Annotated in this window: 17 protein-coding genes; 7 read left to right on the forward strand and 10 right to left on the reverse strand. The window is 62.8% G+C overall.

Annotated elements, in window-relative coordinates; all coding sequences use genetic code 11:
• Nucleotides 1–65: 65 nt before the first annotated feature.
• The 3 genes from OUZ30_RS08875 to OUZ30_RS08885 are packed head-to-tail and all read right to left on the reverse strand — an operon-like array spanning nucleotide 66 to nucleotide 3,969.
• On the reverse strand, nucleotides 66–803 hold the full coding sequence (locus OUZ30_RS08875) for a phosphorylase family protein (RefSeq protein WP_266181862.1): 738 nt from the start codon (nucleotides 801–803) through the stop codon (nucleotides 66–68).
• Nucleotides 800–2,770, reverse strand: coding sequence for a squalene--hopene cyclase (gene shc, locus OUZ30_RS08880; RefSeq protein ID WP_266181863.1), 1,971 nt, complete (start codon nucleotides 2,768–2,770; stop codon nucleotides 800–802). Before shc ends, OUZ30_RS08875 begins: the two co-directional genes overlap by 4 nt.
• A 32-nt stretch (nucleotides 2,771–2,802) precedes the next feature.
• Nucleotides 2,803–3,969, reverse strand: coding sequence for a phytoene/squalene synthase family protein (locus OUZ30_RS08885; protein ID WP_266181864.1), 1,167 nt, complete (start codon nucleotides 3,967–3,969; stop codon nucleotides 2,803–2,805).
• Between the two features lie 317 nt (nucleotides 3,970–4,286).
• Between OUZ30_RS08885 and hpnA the strand changes: the two genes are divergently transcribed.
• Nucleotides 4,287–5,264, forward strand: a complete 978-nt coding sequence (gene hpnA / locus OUZ30_RS08890) for a hopanoid-associated sugar epimerase (protein ID WP_266181865.1) — start codon at nucleotides 4,287–4,289, stop codon at nucleotides 5,262–5,264.
• A gap of 6 nt (nucleotides 5,265–5,270) precedes the next feature.
• Here hpnA and OUZ30_RS08895 read toward each other — a convergent pair whose 3' ends face one another.
• The 5 genes from OUZ30_RS08895 to hpnI all read right to left on the reverse strand — a co-directional run bounded on the left by OUZ30_RS08895 (nucleotide 5,271) and on the right by hpnI (nucleotide 10,735).
• A complete protein-coding gene (locus tag OUZ30_RS08895; RefSeq protein ID WP_266181866.1) occupies nucleotides 5,271–6,164 on the reverse strand; it encodes a ferritin-like domain-containing protein in 894 nt (297 codons plus the stop codon).
• Between the two features lie 28 nt (nucleotides 6,165–6,192).
• A complete protein-coding gene (locus tag OUZ30_RS08900) occupies nucleotides 6,193–7,227 on the reverse strand; it encodes a flippase-like domain-containing protein (RefSeq protein ID WP_266181867.1) in 1,035 nt (344 codons plus the stop codon).
• Complete coding sequence (hpnK, locus tag OUZ30_RS08905) at nucleotides 7,224–8,054, reverse strand: hopanoid biosynthesis-associated protein HpnK (RefSeq protein ID WP_266181868.1); 831 nt, start codon at nucleotides 8,052–8,054, stop codon at nucleotides 7,224–7,226. Before hpnK ends, OUZ30_RS08900 begins: the two co-directional genes overlap by 4 nt.
• Before the next feature lie 22 nt (nucleotides 8,055–8,076).
• Nucleotides 8,077–9,504 (reverse strand): hopanoid biosynthesis associated radical SAM protein HpnJ, encoded by a 1,428-nt coding sequence (gene hpnJ, locus OUZ30_RS08910; protein WP_266181870.1) that lies wholly within the window; start codon nucleotides 9,502–9,504, stop codon nucleotides 8,077–8,079.
• Between the two features lie 73 nt (nucleotides 9,505–9,577).
• Nucleotides 9,578–10,735 carry a bacteriohopanetetrol glucosamine biosynthesis glycosyltransferase HpnI gene (gene hpnI, locus OUZ30_RS08915; protein WP_266181871.1) on the reverse strand — a complete coding sequence of 386 codons (1,158 nt, stop codon included), beginning with the start codon at nucleotides 10,733–10,735 and terminating at the stop codon, nucleotides 9,578–9,580.
• A gap of 47 nt (nucleotides 10,736–10,782) precedes the next feature.
• Between hpnI and OUZ30_RS08920 the strand changes: the two genes are divergently transcribed.
• The 6 genes from OUZ30_RS08920 (at nucleotide 10,783) to OUZ30_RS08945 (ending at nucleotide 17,464) form a co-directional block, all read left to right on the forward strand.
• Entirely contained in the window at nucleotides 10,783–11,382 is a 600-nt protein-coding gene (locus OUZ30_RS08920) for a DUF2147 domain-containing protein (RefSeq protein WP_266181873.1), read from the forward strand.
• A 135-nt stretch (nucleotides 11,383–11,517) separates the two neighbouring features.
• The gene (gene idi / locus OUZ30_RS08925; protein ID WP_266181875.1) at nucleotides 11,518–12,174 is read left to right on the forward strand and encodes an isopentenyl-diphosphate Delta-isomerase; all 657 of its coding nucleotides are present in this window, start codon (nucleotides 11,518–11,520) and stop codon (nucleotides 12,172–12,174) included.
• 124 nt (nucleotides 12,175–12,298) lie between these two features.
• Nucleotides 12,299–13,441 (forward strand): adenosyl-hopene transferase HpnH, encoded by a 1,143-nt coding sequence (gene hpnH, locus OUZ30_RS08930; protein ID WP_266181876.1) that lies wholly within the window; start codon nucleotides 12,299–12,301, stop codon nucleotides 13,439–13,441.
• Nucleotides 13,442–13,446: 5 nt separating this feature from the next.
• Entirely contained in the window at nucleotides 13,447–14,553 is a 1,107-nt protein-coding gene (locus OUZ30_RS08935) for a glycosyltransferase (protein ID WP_266181877.1), read from the forward strand.
• A 118-nt stretch (nucleotides 14,554–14,671) separates the two neighbouring features.
• Complete coding sequence (gene fabV / locus OUZ30_RS08940) at nucleotides 14,672–15,877, forward strand: enoyl-ACP reductase FabV (protein ID WP_266181879.1); 1,206 nt, start codon at nucleotides 14,672–14,674, stop codon at nucleotides 15,875–15,877.
• A gap of 168 nt (nucleotides 15,878–16,045) precedes the next feature.
• On the forward strand, nucleotides 16,046–17,464 hold the full coding sequence (locus OUZ30_RS08945; protein ID WP_266181880.1) for a cryptochrome/photolyase family protein: 1,419 nt from the start codon (nucleotides 16,046–16,048) through the stop codon (nucleotides 17,462–17,464).
• A gap of 1 nt (nucleotide 17,465) precedes the next feature.
• On the opposite strand, the gene OUZ30_RS08950 is transcribed toward OUZ30_RS08945, so the two are convergent.
• Nucleotides 17,466–18,674: a cation:proton antiporter gene (locus tag OUZ30_RS08950; RefSeq protein ID WP_266181881.1), complete on the reverse strand. Its 1,209-nt coding sequence runs from the start codon at nucleotides 18,672–18,674 to the stop codon at nucleotides 17,466–17,468.
• A 63-nt stretch (nucleotides 18,675–18,737) separates the two neighbouring features.
• A complete protein-coding gene (locus OUZ30_RS08955) occupies nucleotides 18,738–20,216 on the reverse strand; it encodes an MFS transporter (protein WP_266181882.1) in 1,479 nt (492 codons plus the stop codon).
• Nucleotides 20,217–20,422: the final 206 nt, after the last annotated feature.

A 20,422-nucleotide genomic window follows, 5' to 3' on the forward strand; every position in this document is an offset into this window, starting at 1 on the left:
TTAGCTTCGATCCGACCGGCCGTACGTCGAGGCCAGGCCTGACATCCGAAAACGTTGCCTCAAGGTTAGCAGGGCCCTTGAGGTTCGCGGGCCAGATCCGTGCCTGCCACGACCACGGCGGCCTGCAAGGCGCGGGTGGCCTTGCCCATGCGACTGGCGAGGCCGGGCAAGCGTTTGAGCAAGGCAGGATGACGCGCCATGGCGACGAGCATGTGTACAAGGTGCGGGCGTCCCCACGCGTCGACGCCTGCCTGCAGTTCGAGCGGGATCTCGTCATCGCTTTCATCGACGATGGCGCGCAGCACGACAAAGGGGAGATGCCGTTCGTTCGCCACTGCAGCGACTGCCGCACTCTCCATGTCCACGGCGACGGCCAGGTGGCGGTCCCGCATGGCTGTTTTTTCCGCCGCGCTCGACAACGGCGCCGGCAAGCTGAGCAGGCTTCCTTCCATCGTCAATGCCAGTCCCCCAGCGTCAAGGCGCTGGCTGAGCGCCGCGCGCCACGACGGTGTCGGCGTATAGTCGCGTCCTTGCTCGTCGAAGATGCGATGCGGACACAACAGCGTGCCGCTACGCAGCCCTGGTGCGAGCGCTCCCGCTACGCCAAACACGGCCAGGGCAGTTGCGCCTGCGTCGATCAATGCCAGCGCCCCCTGTCGCGCAGCCTCTGGGCCCATGCCACTCAGCCACAGGTTGGCGCCGTTGCCAAGAGGCGTCAGCTTTTGTGGATGCAAGCGCTGGCGAGTAAGCGCCTTCGCCTCGGCTGCGAGTGCCGTCACGATGCCCACGGAGTGCAGGTTCACTGTGTCCCCGAAGAGGGCGTTGATTTCATTAGCCGCCGATAGCGGCTCAGGGCCCATAGCGGAAAGTAGGCGGTATAGCCGTGGTACTTGAGGAAGAATACGCGCGGAAAACCTGGGGCATTAAAGCTGGGGTGATACCACAACCCTCCCTCGCGCTCATCGTTGGCTTGCTGGTCGTCGAGCAGCCATTGAATGCCTCGGCGAACCGGTTCGCTGCGGTGCTCGCCGACCGCGAGCAGGCCCAGCAGGGCCCAGGCCGTGCTGTGCGCCGTGCTTATGCCGCTGTTGCTGCCACGAAGCGCGGGATCGAAATAACTGTCGTTGGTCTCGCCCCAGCCACCGTCGGCGTGCTGCCTGGAGACTAGCCAGTCGATGGACTTGCGGATCCATGGCTGACTCAGATCTTCGCCGACCAAGGCCAGCCCGGCCAGTACCGACCAGGTGCCGTAAATATAGTTGGTGCCCCAACGTCCCCAATAGGAGCCGTCGGCTTGTTGGGCGGTTTTCAGGTAGGCCACGCAACGGTCGATGGCGACACGATCCTGCGCACGCTGCAGGACACCCAGGCAGGCCAGGACGCGACCGGACACATCCTCGGTGGGCGGATCGAGCATGGCGCCATGGTCCGCGAAGGGAATCTGGTTGATGTGATAGTGCGTGTTGTTGCGATCGAAGGAGGCAAAACCGCCATTGTCGGACTGCATGCCCACCAGCCAATCGGCTGCCCGCTCGATGCGCGCGCGGTACAAGCCTTCATGCGGCGTACCCAGAACAGCCACGTGCAGCAGGCCGGCGACCAGCGCGGTGTCGTCCAGGTCAGGAAAGTAGGCATTGGCGTACTGGAAAGCCCAGCCGCCGGGGGGCAGGTCGGGCGCCTGTGCCGCCCAGTCGCCTTTCACATCCAGTTCCTGCAATGGCGCCATCCAGTCCAGTGCACGTTTCACCGCGCTCTGCGTGGCATCGTCGCCAGCGGCCCGCAGCAAGGCCATGGCGGCCCAGCCGGTATCCCACACGGGCGATACGCAGGGTTGGCAATAGGCCGTGCCATCGGCGCAATGCACGATCAGCTTCTGCAATGATTTGAGGCAGGTGGCACGCGCGGGGTGGTCCTTCGCGTAGCCGAGCAGATCCATCGCTTCCAGCGCATTGACCATCGGGGGAAAGATGGCGCCCACGCCATCCTCGCCGTTGAGTCGCTCAATAAACCAATCTTCGGCCTTCTTTACCGCTTTTTGCCGCCATGCCCTGGGAATGAGCGGGTCACAGGCGCGCCCGATCTTGTCCAGCACGAGAAAGCATCGGCTGGCGAAGCCACGGCTCGGGAAATAATGCCGCTCCTGTGCCGGCGGCGTCACGAACAGTTCGGGTACGCCAATACGGCGCGGATTTTTTGCCCGCGCCTTGAGCGAGCAAAGGATGAACAGCGGCACCATGGTGGCGCGTGCCCAATACGAAACCTTGTCCAGATGAAACGGTGCCCAGCGGGGAAACAACATGATCTCAACCGGCACATACGGCGCCGCGCGCCAGGGCACCTGTTCGAACATGGCCAGCAGGATGCGCGTGAACACATTGCTCTTGGCGGCGCCACCCAAACCCAGAATGGCGCCGCGGGCGTGCCGCATATGCGGCGCCTCGGCGGCGTCGCCCGCGGCTTTCAGTGCGTAGTACGACTTGACCGTGCAGGACAGGTCGATGGCGCCGTCCTGGTAGAGCGGCCAGCCGCCGTGAGTATCCTGGCGTTGCTTGAGCCGGATATAGCGCGCGAGTTGTTCCTGCAGCACATCGTCGATTTCATCGAGGAAGTGCATCATCAAGATGTATTCGGCAGAGATGGTGCAGTCGGTTTCGAACTCGAAGCACCAGTGCCCGTCGGGTCGCTGCCGGGCAAGCAACGCCTTGCGCGCGCGATCGATGGCCTGATCGAGGCGGGTGGTCTCAGGCTCTCCATTGCGATGGTCCAGCACGGCCGCATCGTCAACAGGAGCTGGCGTATCCGTCATAGCGATCGTGCGTTCTTGGCATCGCGCCGGGAGGGCATTCCATTCAAATAAGAGGCCCTGCGCCTGGGCCATGTGCGCGGGGGGTCCTGGGGCTCTTCCCACTCGGGCGACAGCGGCGTCAGCGGCAGCTTGCGTGCGGCTGTGGTAAACAGCCAGCGAACGCCGGTGTCGTATTTGTCGGTCAGTCGGGTCAGGCCCATGGTCTGGGCCACGGCCGCGCGGGAAACCTTGACCTGCGTGCCGCAAGAGAAATCGAGCCGGTCCTGCAGATTGCGCAGGGTCAGCACGGCCAGGCCGATGCTCCACAAACAGAAACGGCGAAAGCCCGCGTGCCTGGCCGGCACGATGAGCGTGTATTCCACCGCACGGCAGAGATGCGAATGCGCCACGCCGATCAGTTCGATCATGGCCTTGGCGTAGTTGTCATCCTGATAACCGGGACGCAGTTCCTGCAACTGCGCGCCGTGGCGGGAGAAGACATCCTGCGGCAACCAGCACACACCATGACTGCGATCCTCCCACTGGTCCTTGAGGATGTTGGTCATCTGCAGGCCCTGGCCAAATGACACCGCCAAACGCATCAAGGTCTTCGATTGCGGCGCCAGCTCCGGTTCGAAGTTGATCAGCAGCTTCGTCAGCATCTCCCCTACGACGCCTGCCACGCAGTAGCAATAGCCGTCCAAGTCGCGCAGCGTCGCCAGGCCTTGCAGGCCAACCACGCACTGAAAGTCGTGCATGCCGTTCGACATGGTTTTCAGGCAGTCGACAATGGCCGTGTGCTGGGTCGGATTGAAGGTTTGGGTGACCTCCAAAACCAGCGGCAATCGGGACAATAGCTCGCGCTCGCTCGCGGACGTTGCCTCGGAGAGTTTCGGCGCCAGTTCGGAAGCGAAGCGTTGTGCATCGATGCGGCCGGTGACCGCGTCAACGAATGCGCTCTCGTAGATGCCTTTTTCGTCGACCGAGAGAGTCGGTTCGTCTTCAATGGTGTCGGCAATGCGGCACAACAGATACGCGTTGGCAACCACCTCTCGAAGTGCAGGTGGCAGCTGCGGTATCGTCAATGCGAACGTCCTGGATACTCTCGGAAGTATGGCTTCCTGATAAGCACTGGCGTTGGCTTGTGCGATCGCAGCGACGTGCTTCGAGTCGAACATTGACATGCCTCGGCTTTCCTTATGTATTCACATACAGAAAAACGTACGACGAAGGCATGTTAGCACCCCGGTCTTCAATGACGCAGCCATCTGACCAAAGAGAATGTCTTCGAAGTGTCGAGGCTACGCCGGAGGCCTGCTCCCGTCCCTGAAAGCCAGGGGAAAGGAAGCTGGCCCCGCGGCAGCGTCGCTGCGTTTGCGCCAATGGCGCGTGGTTCATCCATAATGGACGCATGCCTTCCCCCGTGTTCATGGATCACCGGCCTTATGTACCCAGGGTTCATGCTGGCGATGCGCAGGCGTAGCCTGGCGGCTACACCACCATGAAGACCTTGGTCACCGGAGCGACCGGCTTCGTCGGTACGGCGGTTGCCCGCCGCTTGCTACGCGAGAACCACAGCATCCGGGTGCTGGCGCGTGCCGGCTCGGATCGTCGCAATCTGCAAGGGCTCGACGTCGAGGTCGTCGAAGGCGACCTCACTGATGCGCCTTCGCTCGCCAGGGCGTGCAAAGGCTGCGACGCCCTGTTCCATGTGGCGGCCGACTACCGCCTGTGGGCGCCGAAGCACGAGGCGCTCTATCGAACCAATGTCGACGGCACCCGGGCCTTGCTCGAGGCTGCCGGTCAGGCGGGCGTGTCGCGCATCGTCTACACGAGCAGCGTGGCGACCTTGGGTATTCCTCGCGACGGCAGCCCCGGTGACGAGAGCACGCCGGTGTCGCTCGACGACATGGTGGGCCACTATAAACGCTCCAAGTTTCTTGCCGAGGCGGTGGTCACGACGTATGCGGCGGCAGGACTGCCGGTGGTGATCGTGAACCCGTCGACGCCGGTAGGTCCTCGCGATATCAAGCCCACGCCGACCGGGCGTGTCGTGCGCGACGCCGTCGCTGGCCGGTTGCCCGCCTATGTCGACACGGGCCTCAATGTGGTCCACGTGGATGACGTGGCGGACGGTCATTGGCTGGCTTTCCAGCATGGAGTGGTGGGAGAGCGCTACATATTGGGCGGCAGCAACCTTAGCCTGCGCGAACTATTGACCGAGATTGCGGACATCGTCGGGCGCGAGCCACCGCGTTGGCGGCTGCCGCACGCAGCGGTGATGCCGGTAGCGTACGTGGCCGAGGCGTGGGCGAGGTTGAGCGGAACCCAGCCCATCGCCACGGTGGAGGAAGTGCGCATGTCCAGGAAGCGCATGTTTTTCTCCAGCGCGAAGGCTGAGCGCGAACTCGGTTATGCGGCGGGCCCGGTCCGGCTCGCCCTGGAAGATGCCGTGGCCTGGTTCAGCCTGCATCACTGAGACCTCTTAGCGCACGAAGCGACGAGCCATACGGGCCATGCGTGGCACGAACGTGGGGCGGAGCAGGCGTTCGTCGTAGCCGTCCATACGATACTTGTCCTGGCTCAGGCAAAGGTCGAGCATCTCGCCGAGATTCAGATCCAGCCCGATCTGCTGGTGGCCGGTGAGCGTGAAGTTGGCATCCTGCATCTCGCCGCCGCTGTCCAGGCCTCTGGCGATGCCTATGCGCTCCCAGATCAGGAAGATCCATACCCGCATCACCTTCAGCTCGAACGGCAGTCGCCGCCACCATGGCAACTTGCGCCGATACCAGGCCACCCAGTTGGCGAAAAACAGGATGTGGCGGGCCTCTTCCTGGATCACCGGTTCGAACGTCTCCACCAGTTCCACCGGGAAGTAGCCGGTGCGTTTGGCGGACTCGAACAGGCCAAAGGCAAAAAAGCTGTCGATGCATTCGCTGTAGCCGGTGACCAGCCAGCCCCATTCGGGGTCCTTGGGGACTTCGTACTCGGGCTCCGGAGCCAGCGCGATGCCATAGGCCTCGACCATCTTGCTGAGCACGACCTTATGGCGGGCTTCTTCACCGCCATCCATGATCAGGGCATCGCGCAGCAGCGGATCGTCGACAGTCTGGGTATAGGTCTCTACGCGCAGGGTGGCACGGCCCTCGGTCTGCACGGCGATGTCCCAGATCGGCAGCGAGGTGATGCGCTGCAGGGCATCCGGGGTCAGCGTGGGCCAATCGATGACGGCCGGCTTATACGGATTATGCGTGTCCAGCAACATGCGGCAGAACAGCCGCTTGTGCGCTTCCGAGCCGATCTTGATACGACCGGGTTCGGTGCCTAGCCAATGCCGCATGGCGTGGTCGGCGGCGGCGACGGTGGCGTCGTGGGACATCGGTCACCTCATGGTTATGACGGCTTGGTTATGACGGCTTGCTGTTGTGCGCGTCAGGCAACGCGGCGGCGCCACGCGCGCGCCAGCCGAGCCGCAAGCGACGGGCTTCGGCCCATTGCCACGAAATCAGCATGGGCAAGCCGAAGCCGACTTCGCGTGCACGCTTGACCAGTGACAGTGCGATCGCTGCGTCGGCCGGCAGGCCAATGATATTGCCGAACAACACCAGGCCACCTTCTTGTATGCCCAGGCCAGCCGGCACGAAGAAGATGATGTGACGCAACGACTGCGTCACCGCTTCGATCGCGATGGCATCCCATACGGTGATCGGATAGCCCAGCAGTAGCAGTGCGAACCAGGTCTCGAAGCTGCCCAGGATGAAGCCGGCGAGCTGCCACGTGCAGGCCACGGCGAGCCGCAGCGGCTCGCGGTAATACGCGCGGATTTCTTCATCGAGGCGCGAGCCGTCCAGCAGCTCGGTAAAGCGCGAGGGGCCTCCCATGGTCTTTTCCACAAACGCTTCCAGGCGCGAAAACAGCTGGCCATGACGCAGCAGGTAAATCAGCACGATGGGTAAGGGCAGGCTGGCGACCAAGCCGCCAATGACCGAATTCAAGGTGCCGATATGCCTGGTCAAGCCAATCAGCATGAGGATGCCCAGCGCCGCGAAGATGTACTGGCTGACCAGGGTCAGCAGCACTTCGATCACCACGCTGGCGGCCACCACGGCGCCGCCGAGGCCGCGCCATTTGACCAGCCGGATACCGACGATCTCGCCGCCGATATTGGCTACCGGCAGGAGGCGATTGCAGGCCTCGCGGACGGCTCCCACCCAGAACAGGAATGGCACGCCAGCACGTCGTTGCGGATCGCGTGGCGCCAGCAGGGCGCGCCAGCCCATCACGTCCACCAGCAGCGGCACGGCATGGAAGGGCAGCAGCCAGAGCAGCGCCCAGCCCGCATGATCGAAGGCGTTGCGGATGGCGCCCCAATCCTGGTGCACAACCAGCACGACGGCGGCAGTGAGGCCGAGCAGGCCGGCAAGATAAACGAGATATTTCATGCAGCCGCCGGATCGCCAAAGCCATGACACAAAAGACAACGTTCCGCGATGGCGCGTTGCACACGTGGGGATAGTAGTGCGGCCAACTCATCCGCGTGACGGTAGTCGGCCATGCTTGAAGTCAGTTCGCCGTGCATGGCTGGATGCAAATAAAGCTCCGACAGACCCTCCGGCAAGCGCTGAAGCACATCCAGCAGCGCACTTTCGTCCATGCCACCACTGTGCCGGATACCGAACACATGATCGTTGCAAAGCACGCCTGCCCGCCGCAGGCGTCGGCGCATCAGCGCCAGCCACGGTTGCAGCCACGGCCCCATGCCTGGCTCGGCCGGCAAGCGCACCGCACGCAAGCCGTAGTCGCGGCCGATGGAGAGCATCAGAGACAGCACGGTGGGATGCAGGTGGAAATGCTTGTGCGCATTGACGTGGTCCAGGGGCAGGCCGGTGGCGGCGAAGGCCTCGAATTGTGCGCGAATCTCGGCCGCCAGTTGGCGTCGCACGCCCGGCAGGAAGAAGAAGCGGAGGCCATCGCGCGCCATGGCGTTGCCGAAATTGCCGCGGGCGTCGACCAGGTCAGGGATGCGCGCTGGTGGCAAGGCGGATGGGCCATCCGCCAACACCAGATGCAAACCCACGGCGAGGCCGGGCGAGCGGCGGGCACGCGCTACGGCGTCGGCCACCGCGGGCGCCGTCACCATCAGGCTGGCGGCGCGCAGTACGCCCTCACGATAGCCGCGCTCGACTGCCTCGTTCACCGCTTCGTGCAGGCCGAAATCATCGGCCGTCACGATCAGACGCGGTCGAGCAGGCGCCAGCACGACATTCATGGCTGCAGCGTGAGCTGCCCGCTCAGGCCTCGTGCGCATGCAGGAAGCGGAAGAATTCCACTCCTTCGCGCAATCGTCGCTTGGTCATCTCCCAGCTGCCCGCCATTTCCTTGACGATCTCCCAGATCTTCGAAGGTCGGAAGTAGAAGCTTCGATAAAACGTCTCCACGCCATGGAAGATTTCTTCCGTCGACAGGTGCGGATAACTGATCTGCGCGATCTGCACGCCCCTGTTGTCGACCAGGTTGACCGCCTTGGTGGCCTCGAGCCAGCCGTTCTCGATGGCTTGCTTGTATAGGCTCGTGCCAGGGTACGGCGCGGCCAGCGACACCTGGATGGTGTTCGGGTTGATTTCCTTGGCGTATTCGATCGTCTTGGCGATGGTTTCCTTGGTTTCGCCCGGAAGACCAAGGATAAAGGTGCCGTGCACCTTGATACCCAGTTTGCGGCAGTTCTCGGTGAACTTGCGCGCGATATCCGTGCGCAGTCCCTTCTTGATGTTGTGCAGGATCTGGTCGTCGCCCGACTCATAGCCCACCAACAGGAAGCGCAGGCCGTTGTCCTTCATGATCTTCAGCGACTCGTAGGACACGTTCGCCTTGGCATTGCAGCTCCAGGTCCAACCCTGCGCACGCAGCCCACGTGCGATCTCGTGCACGCGTTCCATATTGGCGCTGTCGGTAAACGTATCGTCGTCGAACATCAGCTCGCGGACCTCGGGCATGTTGTCCTTGATCCACTGCGTCTCGGCCAGCACGTTGGCGACCGAGCGCACGCGGTAACGATGCCCGCCGACGGTCTGCGGCCACAGGCAGAACGTGCATTTCGAGCGGCAGCCACGACCGGTGTAGATCGACACGTAAGGGTGCAGCAGGTATCCGATGTAGTAACCATCAATCTTCAGGTCACGCTTGTAGACGGGTGCCACGAATGGCAGGTCATCCATGTTCTCGATGGTGGCCCGCGCCGTGTTGTGCTGGATGCTGCCGTCGGCAAGCTTGTAGCTGATGCCGTTGATCTCGCTGAAGGGGCGTCCCTCGGCGACTTCCTTGCAGGTGTAGTCGAATTCCTCGCGAGCCACGAAGTCGATGGCCGCTGACGCCTGCAACGACCCATCCGGGTCGACCGCCACCTTGGCGCCGATCATGCCGATCACGATGTCCGGCTTGCGCGCCTTGAGCAGTTCGGAAAATCTCACGTCGGTAGGAAAGGACGGCGTGCTGGTGTGGATGATCACCAGCGGGTATTCCGCTGCGATGTCCAGCGTCGCCTCGACGGATAGCTCTTCCACCGGAGCATCGAGTACGCGTGAGTCCGGCACCAGGGCGGCCGGTTGAACCAGCCAGGTGGGGTACCAGAAACTCTTGACCTCGCGCCTGCATTGGTAGCGGGAGCCCGCACCACCATCGAATCCGTCAAAGGACGGGGCTTGCAGAAATAGCGTCTTCATGGGAATACCAAGCTCCTGCAGCAGTTCGTTCTAGATCCGCAATGAGTTGTTAGTCGCACTTTCGCAATCGCTTTCAAGAATACCGCGTGGGCGCATGATTGCGAGCATGCAATACGCGTCCGCGCCACTCGACCCGCCAGCGGGTGAGTGCCATCGCCCATTCGAACAGTAGCAGCACGTCACGGTATGGGGTCAACCCGATGTCGTGCCAAGGTGAAGGTCGTGCCTCGCCACGCCGTTGCGCAACATAGCGCATGACCCTTGCGCCAGCGCCTGCCAGCGCCAACAACCCATTCGGCAGGGTAGGCGCCAGGACCAGGCCGAGCGCCAGCACGGGCCAGGTGAAGCACACGAAGGTCATGGCGAAACCGACGGGGGCGATCGCACGGATCGTGCGCAGCCAGCGCAGCTCATGTGTCCACAGCGCGTGAAAGCTCGTCTCGCTGACCTCGGTGCCCACCACCAGGTCGGACAACACCGTGCGCAGTCCCTCACGACGGCTCAACTCGCCCAGCCAGAAGTCGTCTGCCAGTGTGTCGCATAAAATCTCGAATCCACCGATGGCGTCCAGGGTCTCGCGGCGCAAGGCGATGGTGGAGCCGAAGGCAAAGCGGGTGGAGCCAAAGGCATGGGCAAGCCTTGCCGACGGTGCGAACCAGTCATCGATGAACAGACAGCCCAGCCGGGACCAGAACCCGCCTTCGGCGACGCCATGGTAAAGGCAGGTGATGATGCCCACGCCCGGATCGGCCAGCGGAGCCGTCACCCGTGACAGATAATCCAATGGCACGCTGATGTCGCTATCGGCCAGTACCAGCCAGTCGTGCTCCGCGTGAGGCACCAGATTGATCAGGTTGCTGACTTTGAGGTTGGCGCCGTGGACGCGTGGTTCGACCACCAGGCGGATAGTCAAGGCAGGGAATTCCGCTATCAGTCGCTCGACCACGGCGATGGCCGCATCATCCGCTTCGCGCACGCCGAACAGCAGCTGATAGTTGGCGTGGTCTTGCAGGCAGAAGCTGCGCAGGTTTTCGTAGAGGCGTGGCTCGGGGCCGTGCAGGGGCTTGAATACGCTGACCGGGTGGATAGCGCGGTCTGTCCGTTGCCTTGCCTGCGCGCGGCTGCAGCGAAACCACGCCCATAGGCTGGCGCAGGCGTAACCTGCTGCCGCCAGATTGAGGCCGGTGCCGATCCAGAGTAGAAGCATGTCGGTAACGGGCAGGGTCGGCATGGTAGCGATGCTTTGGCGCCTTCCACGGTTGTTCCTAAAGTTACCCCATGAGTCAGGCAAAAACGCAAATCCGCGGTGAGCATCATCACGCCACTGTGATCCGGCGCCGGCAAACTGCGCTGCGCCGGTGGCTTGGATGCATCGTGATGGGCTTGCTCGGCCTGCTGGTGTGCAGTTCGCTTGCTGCCAGCACTGGCGCAGATCAGCCGCAAGCGGGTCCGACGCCATCCATCGTGGGCTACTGGCTTGTTGAGAGCCGCGATGCAGTGATCCAGATCGAGCAGGTAGGCGACCAATACGAGGGGCATATCGTCTGGCAGCTGCATGACACTTACGGCCCGGAGGACGGCCCTGAGCTGAATGGGAAAACCGTTACGGACCGCAAGAATCCAGACCCGGCGCTGCGTTCACGACCGTTGACGGGGCTGCGTCTGCTGTGGGGCCTGCGTTATGACCCCGACCGTCGTACCTGGGTAGATGGGCGCGTCTACAACGCCGACAACGGCAAGGTTTACCACTGCCAGATCCGCCTGCTCAGCGCAGACAAGCTGAGCCTGCGCGGGTATATCGGCGTCAGCCTGCTTGGCGGCAATACGGTATGGACGCGCATGCAGGGTCCTGGGCCGCCTTCGGCAAAATCGTCCTAGATTTCCAGACGGGCCGATGCGCGAGGCTATCGACTCACGAAAAACGAGGGCTACTCATTCGATGCCATCATTTGTTAGCCTGACCCTGCGCCCTTGACGGGCTGTCTTCCTGGTTACTGCATATGTGATGCCGACGTGAAGACCAAATCCGAGTTCCGTCCGCTGGGTGAGAGAGGGTCGACCTTGACTAACCGAGAGTTGGATTACTACGAAGGGCAGTCGTCGAGCAGTGTCGTGTCCTTTCATGACGAGCCGCTGGTTCTGGTGGATGAGCGCGACCAGGTGATGGGATTCCTCGACAAGGCTTCCGCGCATAGCGGACAAGGCATCTTGCATCGGGCTTTCTCGCTGTTCATCTTCAATCCCCAGGGTGAGTTGCTGCTGCAGCAGCGCGCTCAGGGCAAGCGTTTATGGCCGGGCTTCTGGTCCAACACGTGCTGCAGTCATCCGCGGCGTGGCGAGGCCATGGAAACGGCGATTCATCGGCGACTCGCTGAAGAGCTCGGCATGCAGTGCGAGCTGGCCTTCCAGTTCAAGTTCCAGTATCAGGCGCAGTTCGATGACGAAGGCGCCGAGCATGAGTTGTGCTGGGTTTATGTAGGGCACAGCGATGCCTTGCCTGTCGTCAACGTGAACGAGATTTCCGGATTGCGCCATGTGTCGCCAGCGGCGCTGGACGAGGAAATAGCGGCGCAGCCGCAGATTTTCACGCCCTGGTTCAAGATCGAATGGGAGCGCCTGCGTAGGGAGTATCCTCACGCCATGGCGCCACCAGCGCTGCTTCCGTCCTGAAGGCTCCGAGGTCGTTTGGATGGATATACTCAACATCTACGCATGACGGCTCCGGCGCTTGATTCTCGCCATGGGTATGGCGAAGCGTCGGAGAGGTCGGTCGATACGCTACGAGGAGATTCCGTTGGGCATTCCTCTTATTCAGCAGGTCAAGATCGCCAGCTACATCGTCGGCAAGAAACTCAGCGGCCAGTCGCGTTATCCGCTGGCGATGATGTTGGAGCCATTATTCCAGTGCAATCTGGCCTGCGCGGGTTGCGGCAAGATCGATCATCCCAAGGACATCCTGCAGAAACGCATGAGTGTCGAGGACGCCTTGAGCGCCGTGGACGAGTGCGATGCGCCGGTGGTTTCCATTCCCGGTGGCGAGCCGCTGATTCACAAAGACCTGCCGCAGATCGTGCAGGGCATCATCGCGCGCGAGAAGTTCGTCTATCTGTGCACCAACGCAATTCTGTTGCCGAAGCACATCGACGAATACACGCCCTCGCCGTATTTTACCTGGTCGATTCATCTTGACGGTCTGGAGAAGCGCCACGACGCATCGGTTTGCATGGATGGCGTGTTCGACAAGGCGGTGACGGCGATCAAGCTCGCGTTGTCGCGCGGGTTCCGTGTGACGATCAACTGCACGCTGTTCAATAACGAGCCGACGGAGGAGATCGCTGACTTCTTCGATTTCGCGATGTCGCTCGGCATCGAAGGCATCACGGTGTCACCGGGCTACAGCTACCAGCACGCGCCGCGTCAGGACGTGTTCCTGGGGCGCACTGAAAGCAAACAGCTGTTTCGCGACATCTTCAGGCTCGGCAAGGAGCGCAAGAGCAAGTGGGTGTTCAACCAGTCGTCGATGTTCCTCGACTTCATCGCCGGCAACCAGAGTTATCAGTGCACGCCCTGGTCCAATCCCACTTACAACATCTTCGGTTGGCAAAAGCCCTGCTATTTGCTGGTCGACGAGGGTTACGCCAAGACCTACAAGGAGTTGATGGAGGACACCGAATGGGACAAGTACGGGGTCGGCATCAACCCCAAGTGCGATAACTGCATGGCGCACTGTGGCTTCGAAGGTAGTGCGGTCAACGATACCTTTGCGCATCCGCTGCGGGCCGCCCGCGTGGCTACGTTTGGTCCGCGCACCGATGGCGCGATGGCTCCGGACCTGCCGGTAATGTATGGCGAGCGTGCCGATGCTACTGCGGTGCACATCCCGATCAGCGCCATCCAACGCCGTAGCGCCACGCCAGGAGTGGATGCCGGCCACTGACGCCGATGTTCATGCTTGCGTGTGCGCTCGTGCCCGCCTTGATGTGGCTGGGTCTGTTGCTGGTGCCGTGGCGGCCCTGGAGCACGCGCGAACATCTCGAGGCCGATCCCTTCGCGGGCCAGGCCTTCGATCTTAGCGACGTAACCGTGCTGATTCCGGCGCGTAACGAGGGTGACGTGCTTGGCCTCACCCTCGCTGCTTTGCAATCGCAGGGGACGGGGCTTCACGTCATCGTGGTCGACGACCAGTCCACGGATGACACGGCCAGCATCGCTGCGGCATTCCCGCGTACCCGCGTGATCAGCGGCCAGCCTTTGCCTGAAGGGTGGGCCGGCAAGCTATGGGCATTGGAGCAGGGCAGCAAGCAGGTGCACACGGCGCTGACCTTGTTGCTGGACGCCGATATCCAGTTGCAGCCGGGCATGCTGGCCACCCTGGTGGCGCACAAGCGCCGCGAGCAACGTCAGTTGGTGTCGCTGATGGCCGACCTTCGGCGTACCAGCTTCTGGGATCGCCTGTTGCTGCCCGTCTTCGTCTACTACTTCAAGCTGCTCTATCCGTTTGCGTTGTCCAACGCGAAGAGTCGTTTCGTGGCGGCGGCGGCGGGTGGCTGCATCCTGGTGGATACCGAGGTGCTGCGGCGTATCAGTGCGTTTGCCAGCCTGCGTGATGCCTTGATTGACGATTGCACCTTGGCGCGTCAGGTCAAGCAGGCGGGCTATCGCATCTGGCTTGGGCTGAGCCGTGATGTGGTGAGTCTGCGCCCTTACGGGAGTTTGGCGTCCATCCATCAGATGGTGGCCCGATCGGCGTTCACCCAGCTCGGCTATTCCACCACGCTGTTGCTGGCGGTGACAGCAGTCTTTGCCCTGGCCTACGGTGCGCCGCTGGCCTTGCTCGGTGCGCCGCAGGTCTGGCCGCTGGCTTTGACCGCGTGGCTGGCCATGACCGTGAGCTACCTGCCGATGCTCCGCTACTACCGGATGTCCCCGCTGTGGGCACTGCTGCTGCCGCTCAGCGCGACCCTCTATCTCGCCATGACCTGGAGTTCGGCCATCCGTTTCTGGCGCGGCGTGCGCTCGCACTGGAAAGGGCGCGTCTACAACGCCTGATGCCGACCTGATTCCCCTGTGACGGGCGGGGTTCCCGCTGGCCGTATCCCTACGGCGGCGAATGGCCCTGGGCCCGGGTTATCATGTGGGTTTGCGGTTTGCTACCAGGAGCTAGCGAGTGATCATCAATCCCAAGGTGCGTGGCTTTATCTGCATTACGGCTCATCCGGTCGGATGCGAGCGCAATGTGCTTGAACAGATCGACATCACCAAGGCGCAAGGCAGCCTGGGTGACGGTCCCAAGCGCGTGCTGGTGATTGGTGCCTCCACCGGCTACGGTCTGGCCTCGCGCATCACGGCAGCCTTTGGCTATGGCGCGGCGACGCTCGGCGTGTTCTTCGAAAAGCCCAGCAGCGAGACCAAGACCGGCACCGCCGGCTGGTACAACTCCGCCGCGTTCGACAAGCTGGCCAAGCAGGCCGGCCTATATAGCAAGTCGATCAACGGCGATGCGTTTTCCAACGAGACCCGCGCCCGCGCGATCGAGCTGATCAAGAACGAGATGGGCGGCCCGATCGACCTCGTGGTCTACTCGCTGGCCTCGCCGGTCAGAAAGTTGCCGGACACGGGCGAAGTGGTGCGTTCCTCGCTCAAGACCATCGGCGAAGCGTTTACCGCCACTTCGATCGACACCAACAAGGACGCCGTCGTGCAGGTGTCGGTGGAGCCGGCGACCGAACAGGAGATCAAGGACACCGTCACCGTCATGGGTGGCGAGGACTGGTCGCTGTGGATCGACGCTCTGAGCGAGGCTGGCGTGCTGGCCAAGCACGCCAAGACGGTGGCCTACAGCTATGTGGGCACCGAGATCACCTGGCCGATCTATTGGCACGGCACCCTGGGCCAGGCCAAGCAGCATCTGGACAACACGGCGCGTCAGCTGAAGCAGCGGCACGCAGCCGAGGGACTCGAAGCCTACGTCGGTGTGATGAAGTCGGTGGTGACGCAGGCGAGTGCGGCGATCCCGGTGATTCCGCTGTATGTCTCCATGGTATTTCGCATCATGAAAGAGAAGGGCCTGCACGAAGGCACCATCGAGCAGATCAACCGCTTGTTCCGCGAATCCCTGTATCGCAAGGACCACCAGGCGGCGACCACGGACAACGAGGGCCGTCTGCGCCTTGACGACTGGGAACTGCGAGATGACGTGCAGCAGGCATGCAAGGCAATGTGGCCCACCGTGACCACCGAGAACCTCCCGCAGCTCACCGACTACGCCGGCTACAAGCATGACTTCCTGCGCCTGTTCGGCTTCGGTCGCGAAGACGTGAACTACGAGGAAGACGTCAGCACCGATCGTCGCTTCGACTGCGTCGAGCTTTGATCGACGCTTGAGGGAACCCTCGAAAAGATGCTCGTCATTCCCGCGAAAGCGGGAATCTAGTGACTTTGTCTTCAGAGGGCCGAAAATCGCTGGATTCCCGCTTTCGCGGGAATGACGGAAAAATGCACTGCTTTTGGAGACCCGCGCCCCAAAAGCTAAGCTGCACCCATGACCACCGCCATCGTCTGGTTCCGCCGCGATCTGCGCCTCGCCGACCATCCTGCCCTGAGCGCCGCCTGCGACGCGCACGATCGGGTGTTGCCGCTGTATATCCATGCGCCAGAGGAAGAGGGCGACTGGATGCCCGGCGGCGCCAGCCAATGGTGGCTGCATCACTCGTTGGCCGCTTTGCAGGCGCAACTCGGTGAGCGGGGCATGTCGCTACATATCAGACAAGGCGACAGCCTTGCCGTGCTCCAGCAGCTGCTCGCGCAAACCGGCGCCACGTCGGTGTATTGGAATCGGCTTTATGAGCCGGCCGCCATCGCGCGGGATCGTGGCATCAAGGCGGCACTGCGTGAGCATGGTGTGCAGGCGCAAAGCTTCAACGCCGCGCTCTGGTGCGAGCCCTGGCAGATCGAAACCAAGCAGCAGGGGCCGTATCGCGTATTTACGCCCTTCTGGCGAAGCTTGCGCACTGAGTTGGGCATCCCCCAGCCCTTGCCGGTGCCATCAGCCTTGCGTGGTGTGGAGGCGGTAGGCGGCGCGCCGTTGGAAGCGTTGCGCTTATTGCCCCGGATCCCCTGGGACCGTGGCCTCAGCGAAGCGTGGCGGCCGGGCGAGTTGGGCGCACAGGAACTACTGGAGATCTTTGTCGACGATGCCATCGCCGACTATCCGCAGGCGCGGGATCTGCCGTCGCGTCATGGCACGTCGCGGTTGTCGCCACATCTGCATTTTGGCGAGATCTCGCCGCGGCAAATTCATCACCAGTTGGCGGATCGGATCGCCGCTACGGATGCCCGACGCCGTCCGGATATCGAGCCCTATCTACGCGAACTGGGCTGGCGCGAATTCGCGCATCATCTGCTTTACCACTTTCCCGACACACCGACGGCGAACTTCAATGCGCGCTTCGATGGTTTCAGCTGGGCGGCGGAGGACGGTGCATGGCTTGAGCGCTGGCAGCGCGGCCGCACCGGCATTCCCCTGGTAGACGCTGGCATGCGCGAGCTCTGGCATACCGGCTGGATGCATAACCGCGTGCGCATGATCGTCGCCAGCTTCCTGTGCAAAAACCTTCGGCAGCATTGGCGTCACGGTGCCCGTTGGTTCTGGGACACCCTGGTGGACGCTGATCTGGCCAACAACACGCTGGGATGGCAGTGGGTGGCCGGAAGCGGCGCGGACGCCGCTCCGTACTTTCGCGTGTTCAACCCGGTGACCCAGGCGCAGAAGTTCGACGCCCAGGGGCACTATCTGCGCCGATGGCTGCCCGAGCTTGCATCGGCCGCGCTGCCCCTGCTGTACGAGCCATGGAAGGACGCAGCCCTGCTCAGGCGCAGCGGCTATCCCGCGCCGATGGTGGACTTGGGCGCCACGCGAGTTGCTGCACTTGATGCCTATCGCTCCATGCGCGGCGACTAGGTCAGCCTTTCGCCTCGGGTACCTCAATGGGGTTCTGGGCCGCGCCACCGCGGCGGAGCAACCACGCCAGCACCGGCGGAGTAATCATCGCCGTGAGTAGCGACATGGCCACGATGATCGCGTAAATGCGGTCGGTGAACACACCGGCGGTCAAGCCGAGGCTGGCAATGACCACGCCCACCTCGCCGCGCGGCACCATGCCGAAGCCCACGATGGTGGCGCTGCGCCGACCCAGCGACAGCGCGCCGAGAAAACCGCCGATCAGCTTGGAGGCGATGGCGATCAGCGTCACCACCAGCAACATGATCTCGGTTTCGGCATTGGCCAGCAGGTGCAGGTCGATCTTGCTGCCGGTGATGACGAAGAAGAATGGCGTGAGCAGCGCGAGCAGTGGCTGCGTCTGCTTTTCCAGCGTGTGCTGTTGGCGCGTCTCCGACGCGATCATGCCGGCGAGAAAGGCGCCGATGATGGCGGCCAGGCCGAAGCGGGTGGAGACGTAGGCCAGGCCCAGGCATAGCGCCAGCACGATGGCCAGCGCCGACTGCGGATGTTGCGGCTTGTCCAGCCAGCTGGAATTCCAACGCATCACGCGCGCACCACCAATGCCAATCACCGCGATGAAGCCGATCGCGCCGACCAGCACCGTCAGCAGGTGGATCGGGTCGAAGCCCTCGCCGCCCTGCAGGGACACCACCACGCCAAGCAGCAGCATGGCGAGAATGTCGTCGATCACCGCCGCGCCCAGGATCACCTTGCTCTCGACGCGTTGCAGCGCACCCAGTTCCTGCAAGACGCGAGCCGTGATACCCGCCGATGTAGCGACAAAAGCCGCGGCGACGAACAGCGAGCGACTCCAGTCGAAGCCGCTGCCGTGTGCCCACAAGCTGCCCATGCCGAACGGCACGATCACGCCGAGCACGCCGACCAGGAAGGCCACCTTGCCGACCTTCTTCAGGTCCTCCAGGCGCGTTTCCAGGCCGACTGAGAACAGCAGCAGGACGACGCCAATCTCGGCAAGCACGTCGAGCGGCGTGCCCGCGGCAATCTGGTCGGGCACGATCCAGCCAAGCACCGAGGGGCCGATCACGCAGCCAGCCGCGATCTCGCCCACCACGCCCGGGAGCTTCAGCCGTTGCGCGATCTCGCTGCCGATCTGGGCAGCCACGAACACGATGAATAGCGTGAGAAGAATGTCGCCGGCGTGATGCATGCAGAGGAACTTGGCAGCTGGACAGTGCCTTGCATGCTACCTGCTTGGGCCGGCCGTCGCCGCCTAATCGCTGGCGCGAGCCCCGCGCGAAGAACGTTCCGCTGGCAGGCGGCTGAAGACCCAGCTGGCGGTGGCCGTCACCACGCCAAGCAGCAGCACCGTCCAGCGAAATGCCGGGATGTAGTCTTCGGGCGTGTGGCCTTTCAGCAGCGCTTCCATCAGCAACGAGGCCAGCGCGATGCCGAAGCTCATCGACAGGTACTGCGCGGTGGAGGCCATGGACGAGGCCATCGAGGCGTATTTCACGTCAAGGTCGTTAAAAATCAGCGTGTTCATGGCGGTGTACTGCATACCCATGAAGCCACCGTAGACGAAAACCATCGACGCGATCAGCCACATCGGCGAGCTTTTGCCGAGCAGGGCAAAAGAAGCCAGCAGCAGTGCGACCATCAGCGTGTTGGCAAATAGTAGACGACGGTAGCCGACCCGACTGAGCAGCCGGTTGATAAACCACTTCGCTGCAATCGAGCCCATGGCCTGCGGCACCATCATCAAGCCCGCCATCAGCGGCGACCAAGCGCAACCAATCTGCAGGAACAGCACCAGCAACAGGAACATGCCCGACACGCCCAGACGCGTAAACAAATTGCCAGCCAGCGACACCCATACGCTGCACACGCGCAGCAAGCTGAGGTCAGCCACCGGGTGTTCAGTGCGTCGGCTATGCCATACATAGATGCCGCCGAAGACCACGGCCAGCACGCCATACGTGGCAATCCACAGCCATCGCCCGCCGCCGCCGCTGGCCACTTCGGAGGCGGTCAGCAGCATGGCCGACGCCGCGGCAAACAGCAGGAAGCCGATGGCGTCGAACCGGTGCACGTCATCGACCCGGTAGTCGGGCATGCTGCGTCGATTCATCCACATGCCGATGAGGCCGACGGGCACGTTGATCAGGAAGATCAGTCGCCATGTCGCGAACTGGGCCAGCGCACCACCGAGTAGCGGGCCGAGCACCGAGCCAAGCAATCCAACCGTTGCCACCGTGCTCATCGAGCGCACGAAGTCGCGCTTGTCGATACTGCGCACGAGTACATAGCGACCCACCGGCATCAGTGCCGCACCGCCCAGGCCTTGGAGCACGCGCGCGGCCACCAGCTGCGGCAAGGTCTGCGCAATGCCGCAAAGGAGTGAGCCGATGGTGAAGGTGGCGATCGCCGCGGCAAAGATGCGTCGCGTGCCGAAACGGTCACACAGCCACGGGCTGGCCGGAATGAAGATGGCCAGGGTCAGCACATAACTGGTGAGCGCCGTGCGCATGCCCAGCGGCGTGACCTTGAGCGCCTGGGCCATGGCGGGCACGGCGGTGTTGACGATGGTGGAGTCCAGCGCCTGCATGAAGAAGGCGGCCGCGACCAGCCAGATAAGTCCGCGATACCGTTCCCTCGACGATGGGGGTTCGGTAGTCGATTGCGGTCCCGCGTCTTCCGGTGATGGCGAGACGGGCAGGGATGCCTCCGTAGCGGCGATGTTCTCGGGCATGGCCTCTTATGATACCTGCTGCGATGGCTTGCTTTTGCGCAAGGCCACGTCCAAAGTCATGGCTGTTTCAGTTTAGAACCCGTTCGCTGTTGCTGCTTTGATGGCAATGAGCGCGAACAGGTATGGATCGCAAGCGATCACATTGACCTGGCGCGTCGGGGCGGTTCCGTCCCGACGCGTCGTCTTTTGTGGTCACCCGCACGCAG

Origin of the sequence: Dyella humicola (assembly GCF_026283945.1) — a bacterium.
GTDB classification, from domain to species: Bacteria; Pseudomonadota; Gammaproteobacteria; order Xanthomonadales; family Rhodanobacteraceae; genus Dyella; species Dyella humicola.

Excerpts from the sequence above, each read along its gene's own strand:
- OUZ30_RS08900 (WP_266181867.1), bottom strand. The coding sequence starts at position 7,227 with ATGAAATATCTCGTTTATCTTGCCGGCCTGCTCGGCCTCACTGCCGCC.
- OUZ30_RS08895 (WP_266181866.1), bottom strand. The coding sequence starts at position 6,164 with ATGTCCCACGACGCCACCGTCGCCGCCGCCGACCACGCCATGCGGCAT.
- OUZ30_RS08945 (WP_266181880.1), top strand. The coding sequence starts at position 16,046 with ATGACCACCGCCATCGTCTGGTTCCGCCGCGATCTGCGCCTCGCCGAC.
- hpnK (WP_266181868.1), bottom strand. The coding sequence starts at position 8,054 with ATGAATGTCGTGCTGGCGCCTGCTCGACCGCGTCTGATCGTGACGGCC.
- OUZ30_RS08950 (WP_266181881.1), bottom strand. The coding sequence starts at position 18,674 with ATGCATCACGCCGGCGACATTCTTCTCACGCTATTCATCGTGTTCGTG.
- OUZ30_RS08920 (WP_266181873.1), top strand. The coding sequence starts at position 10,783 with ATGAGTCAGGCAAAAACGCAAATCCGCGGTGAGCATCATCACGCCACT.
- hpnJ (WP_266181870.1), bottom strand. The coding sequence starts at position 9,504 with ATGAAGACGCTATTTCTGCAAGCCCCGTCCTTTGACGGATTCGATGGT.
- OUZ30_RS08935 (WP_266181877.1), top strand. The coding sequence starts at position 13,447 with ATGTTCATGCTTGCGTGTGCGCTCGTGCCCGCCTTGATGTGGCTGGGT.
- OUZ30_RS08885 (WP_266181864.1), bottom strand. The coding sequence starts at position 3,969 with ATGTCAATGTTCGACTCGAAGCACGTCGCTGCGATCGCACAAGCCAAC.
- OUZ30_RS08955 (WP_266181882.1), bottom strand. The coding sequence starts at position 20,216 with ATGCCCGAGAACATCGCCGCTACGGAGGCATCCCTGCCCGTCTCGCCA.
- hpnI (WP_266181871.1), bottom strand. The coding sequence starts at position 10,735 with ATGCCGACCCTGCCCGTTACCGACATGCTTCTACTCTGGATCGGCACC.
- hpnA (WP_266181865.1), top strand. The coding sequence starts at position 4,287 with ATGAAGACCTTGGTCACCGGAGCGACCGGCTTCGTCGGTACGGCGGTT.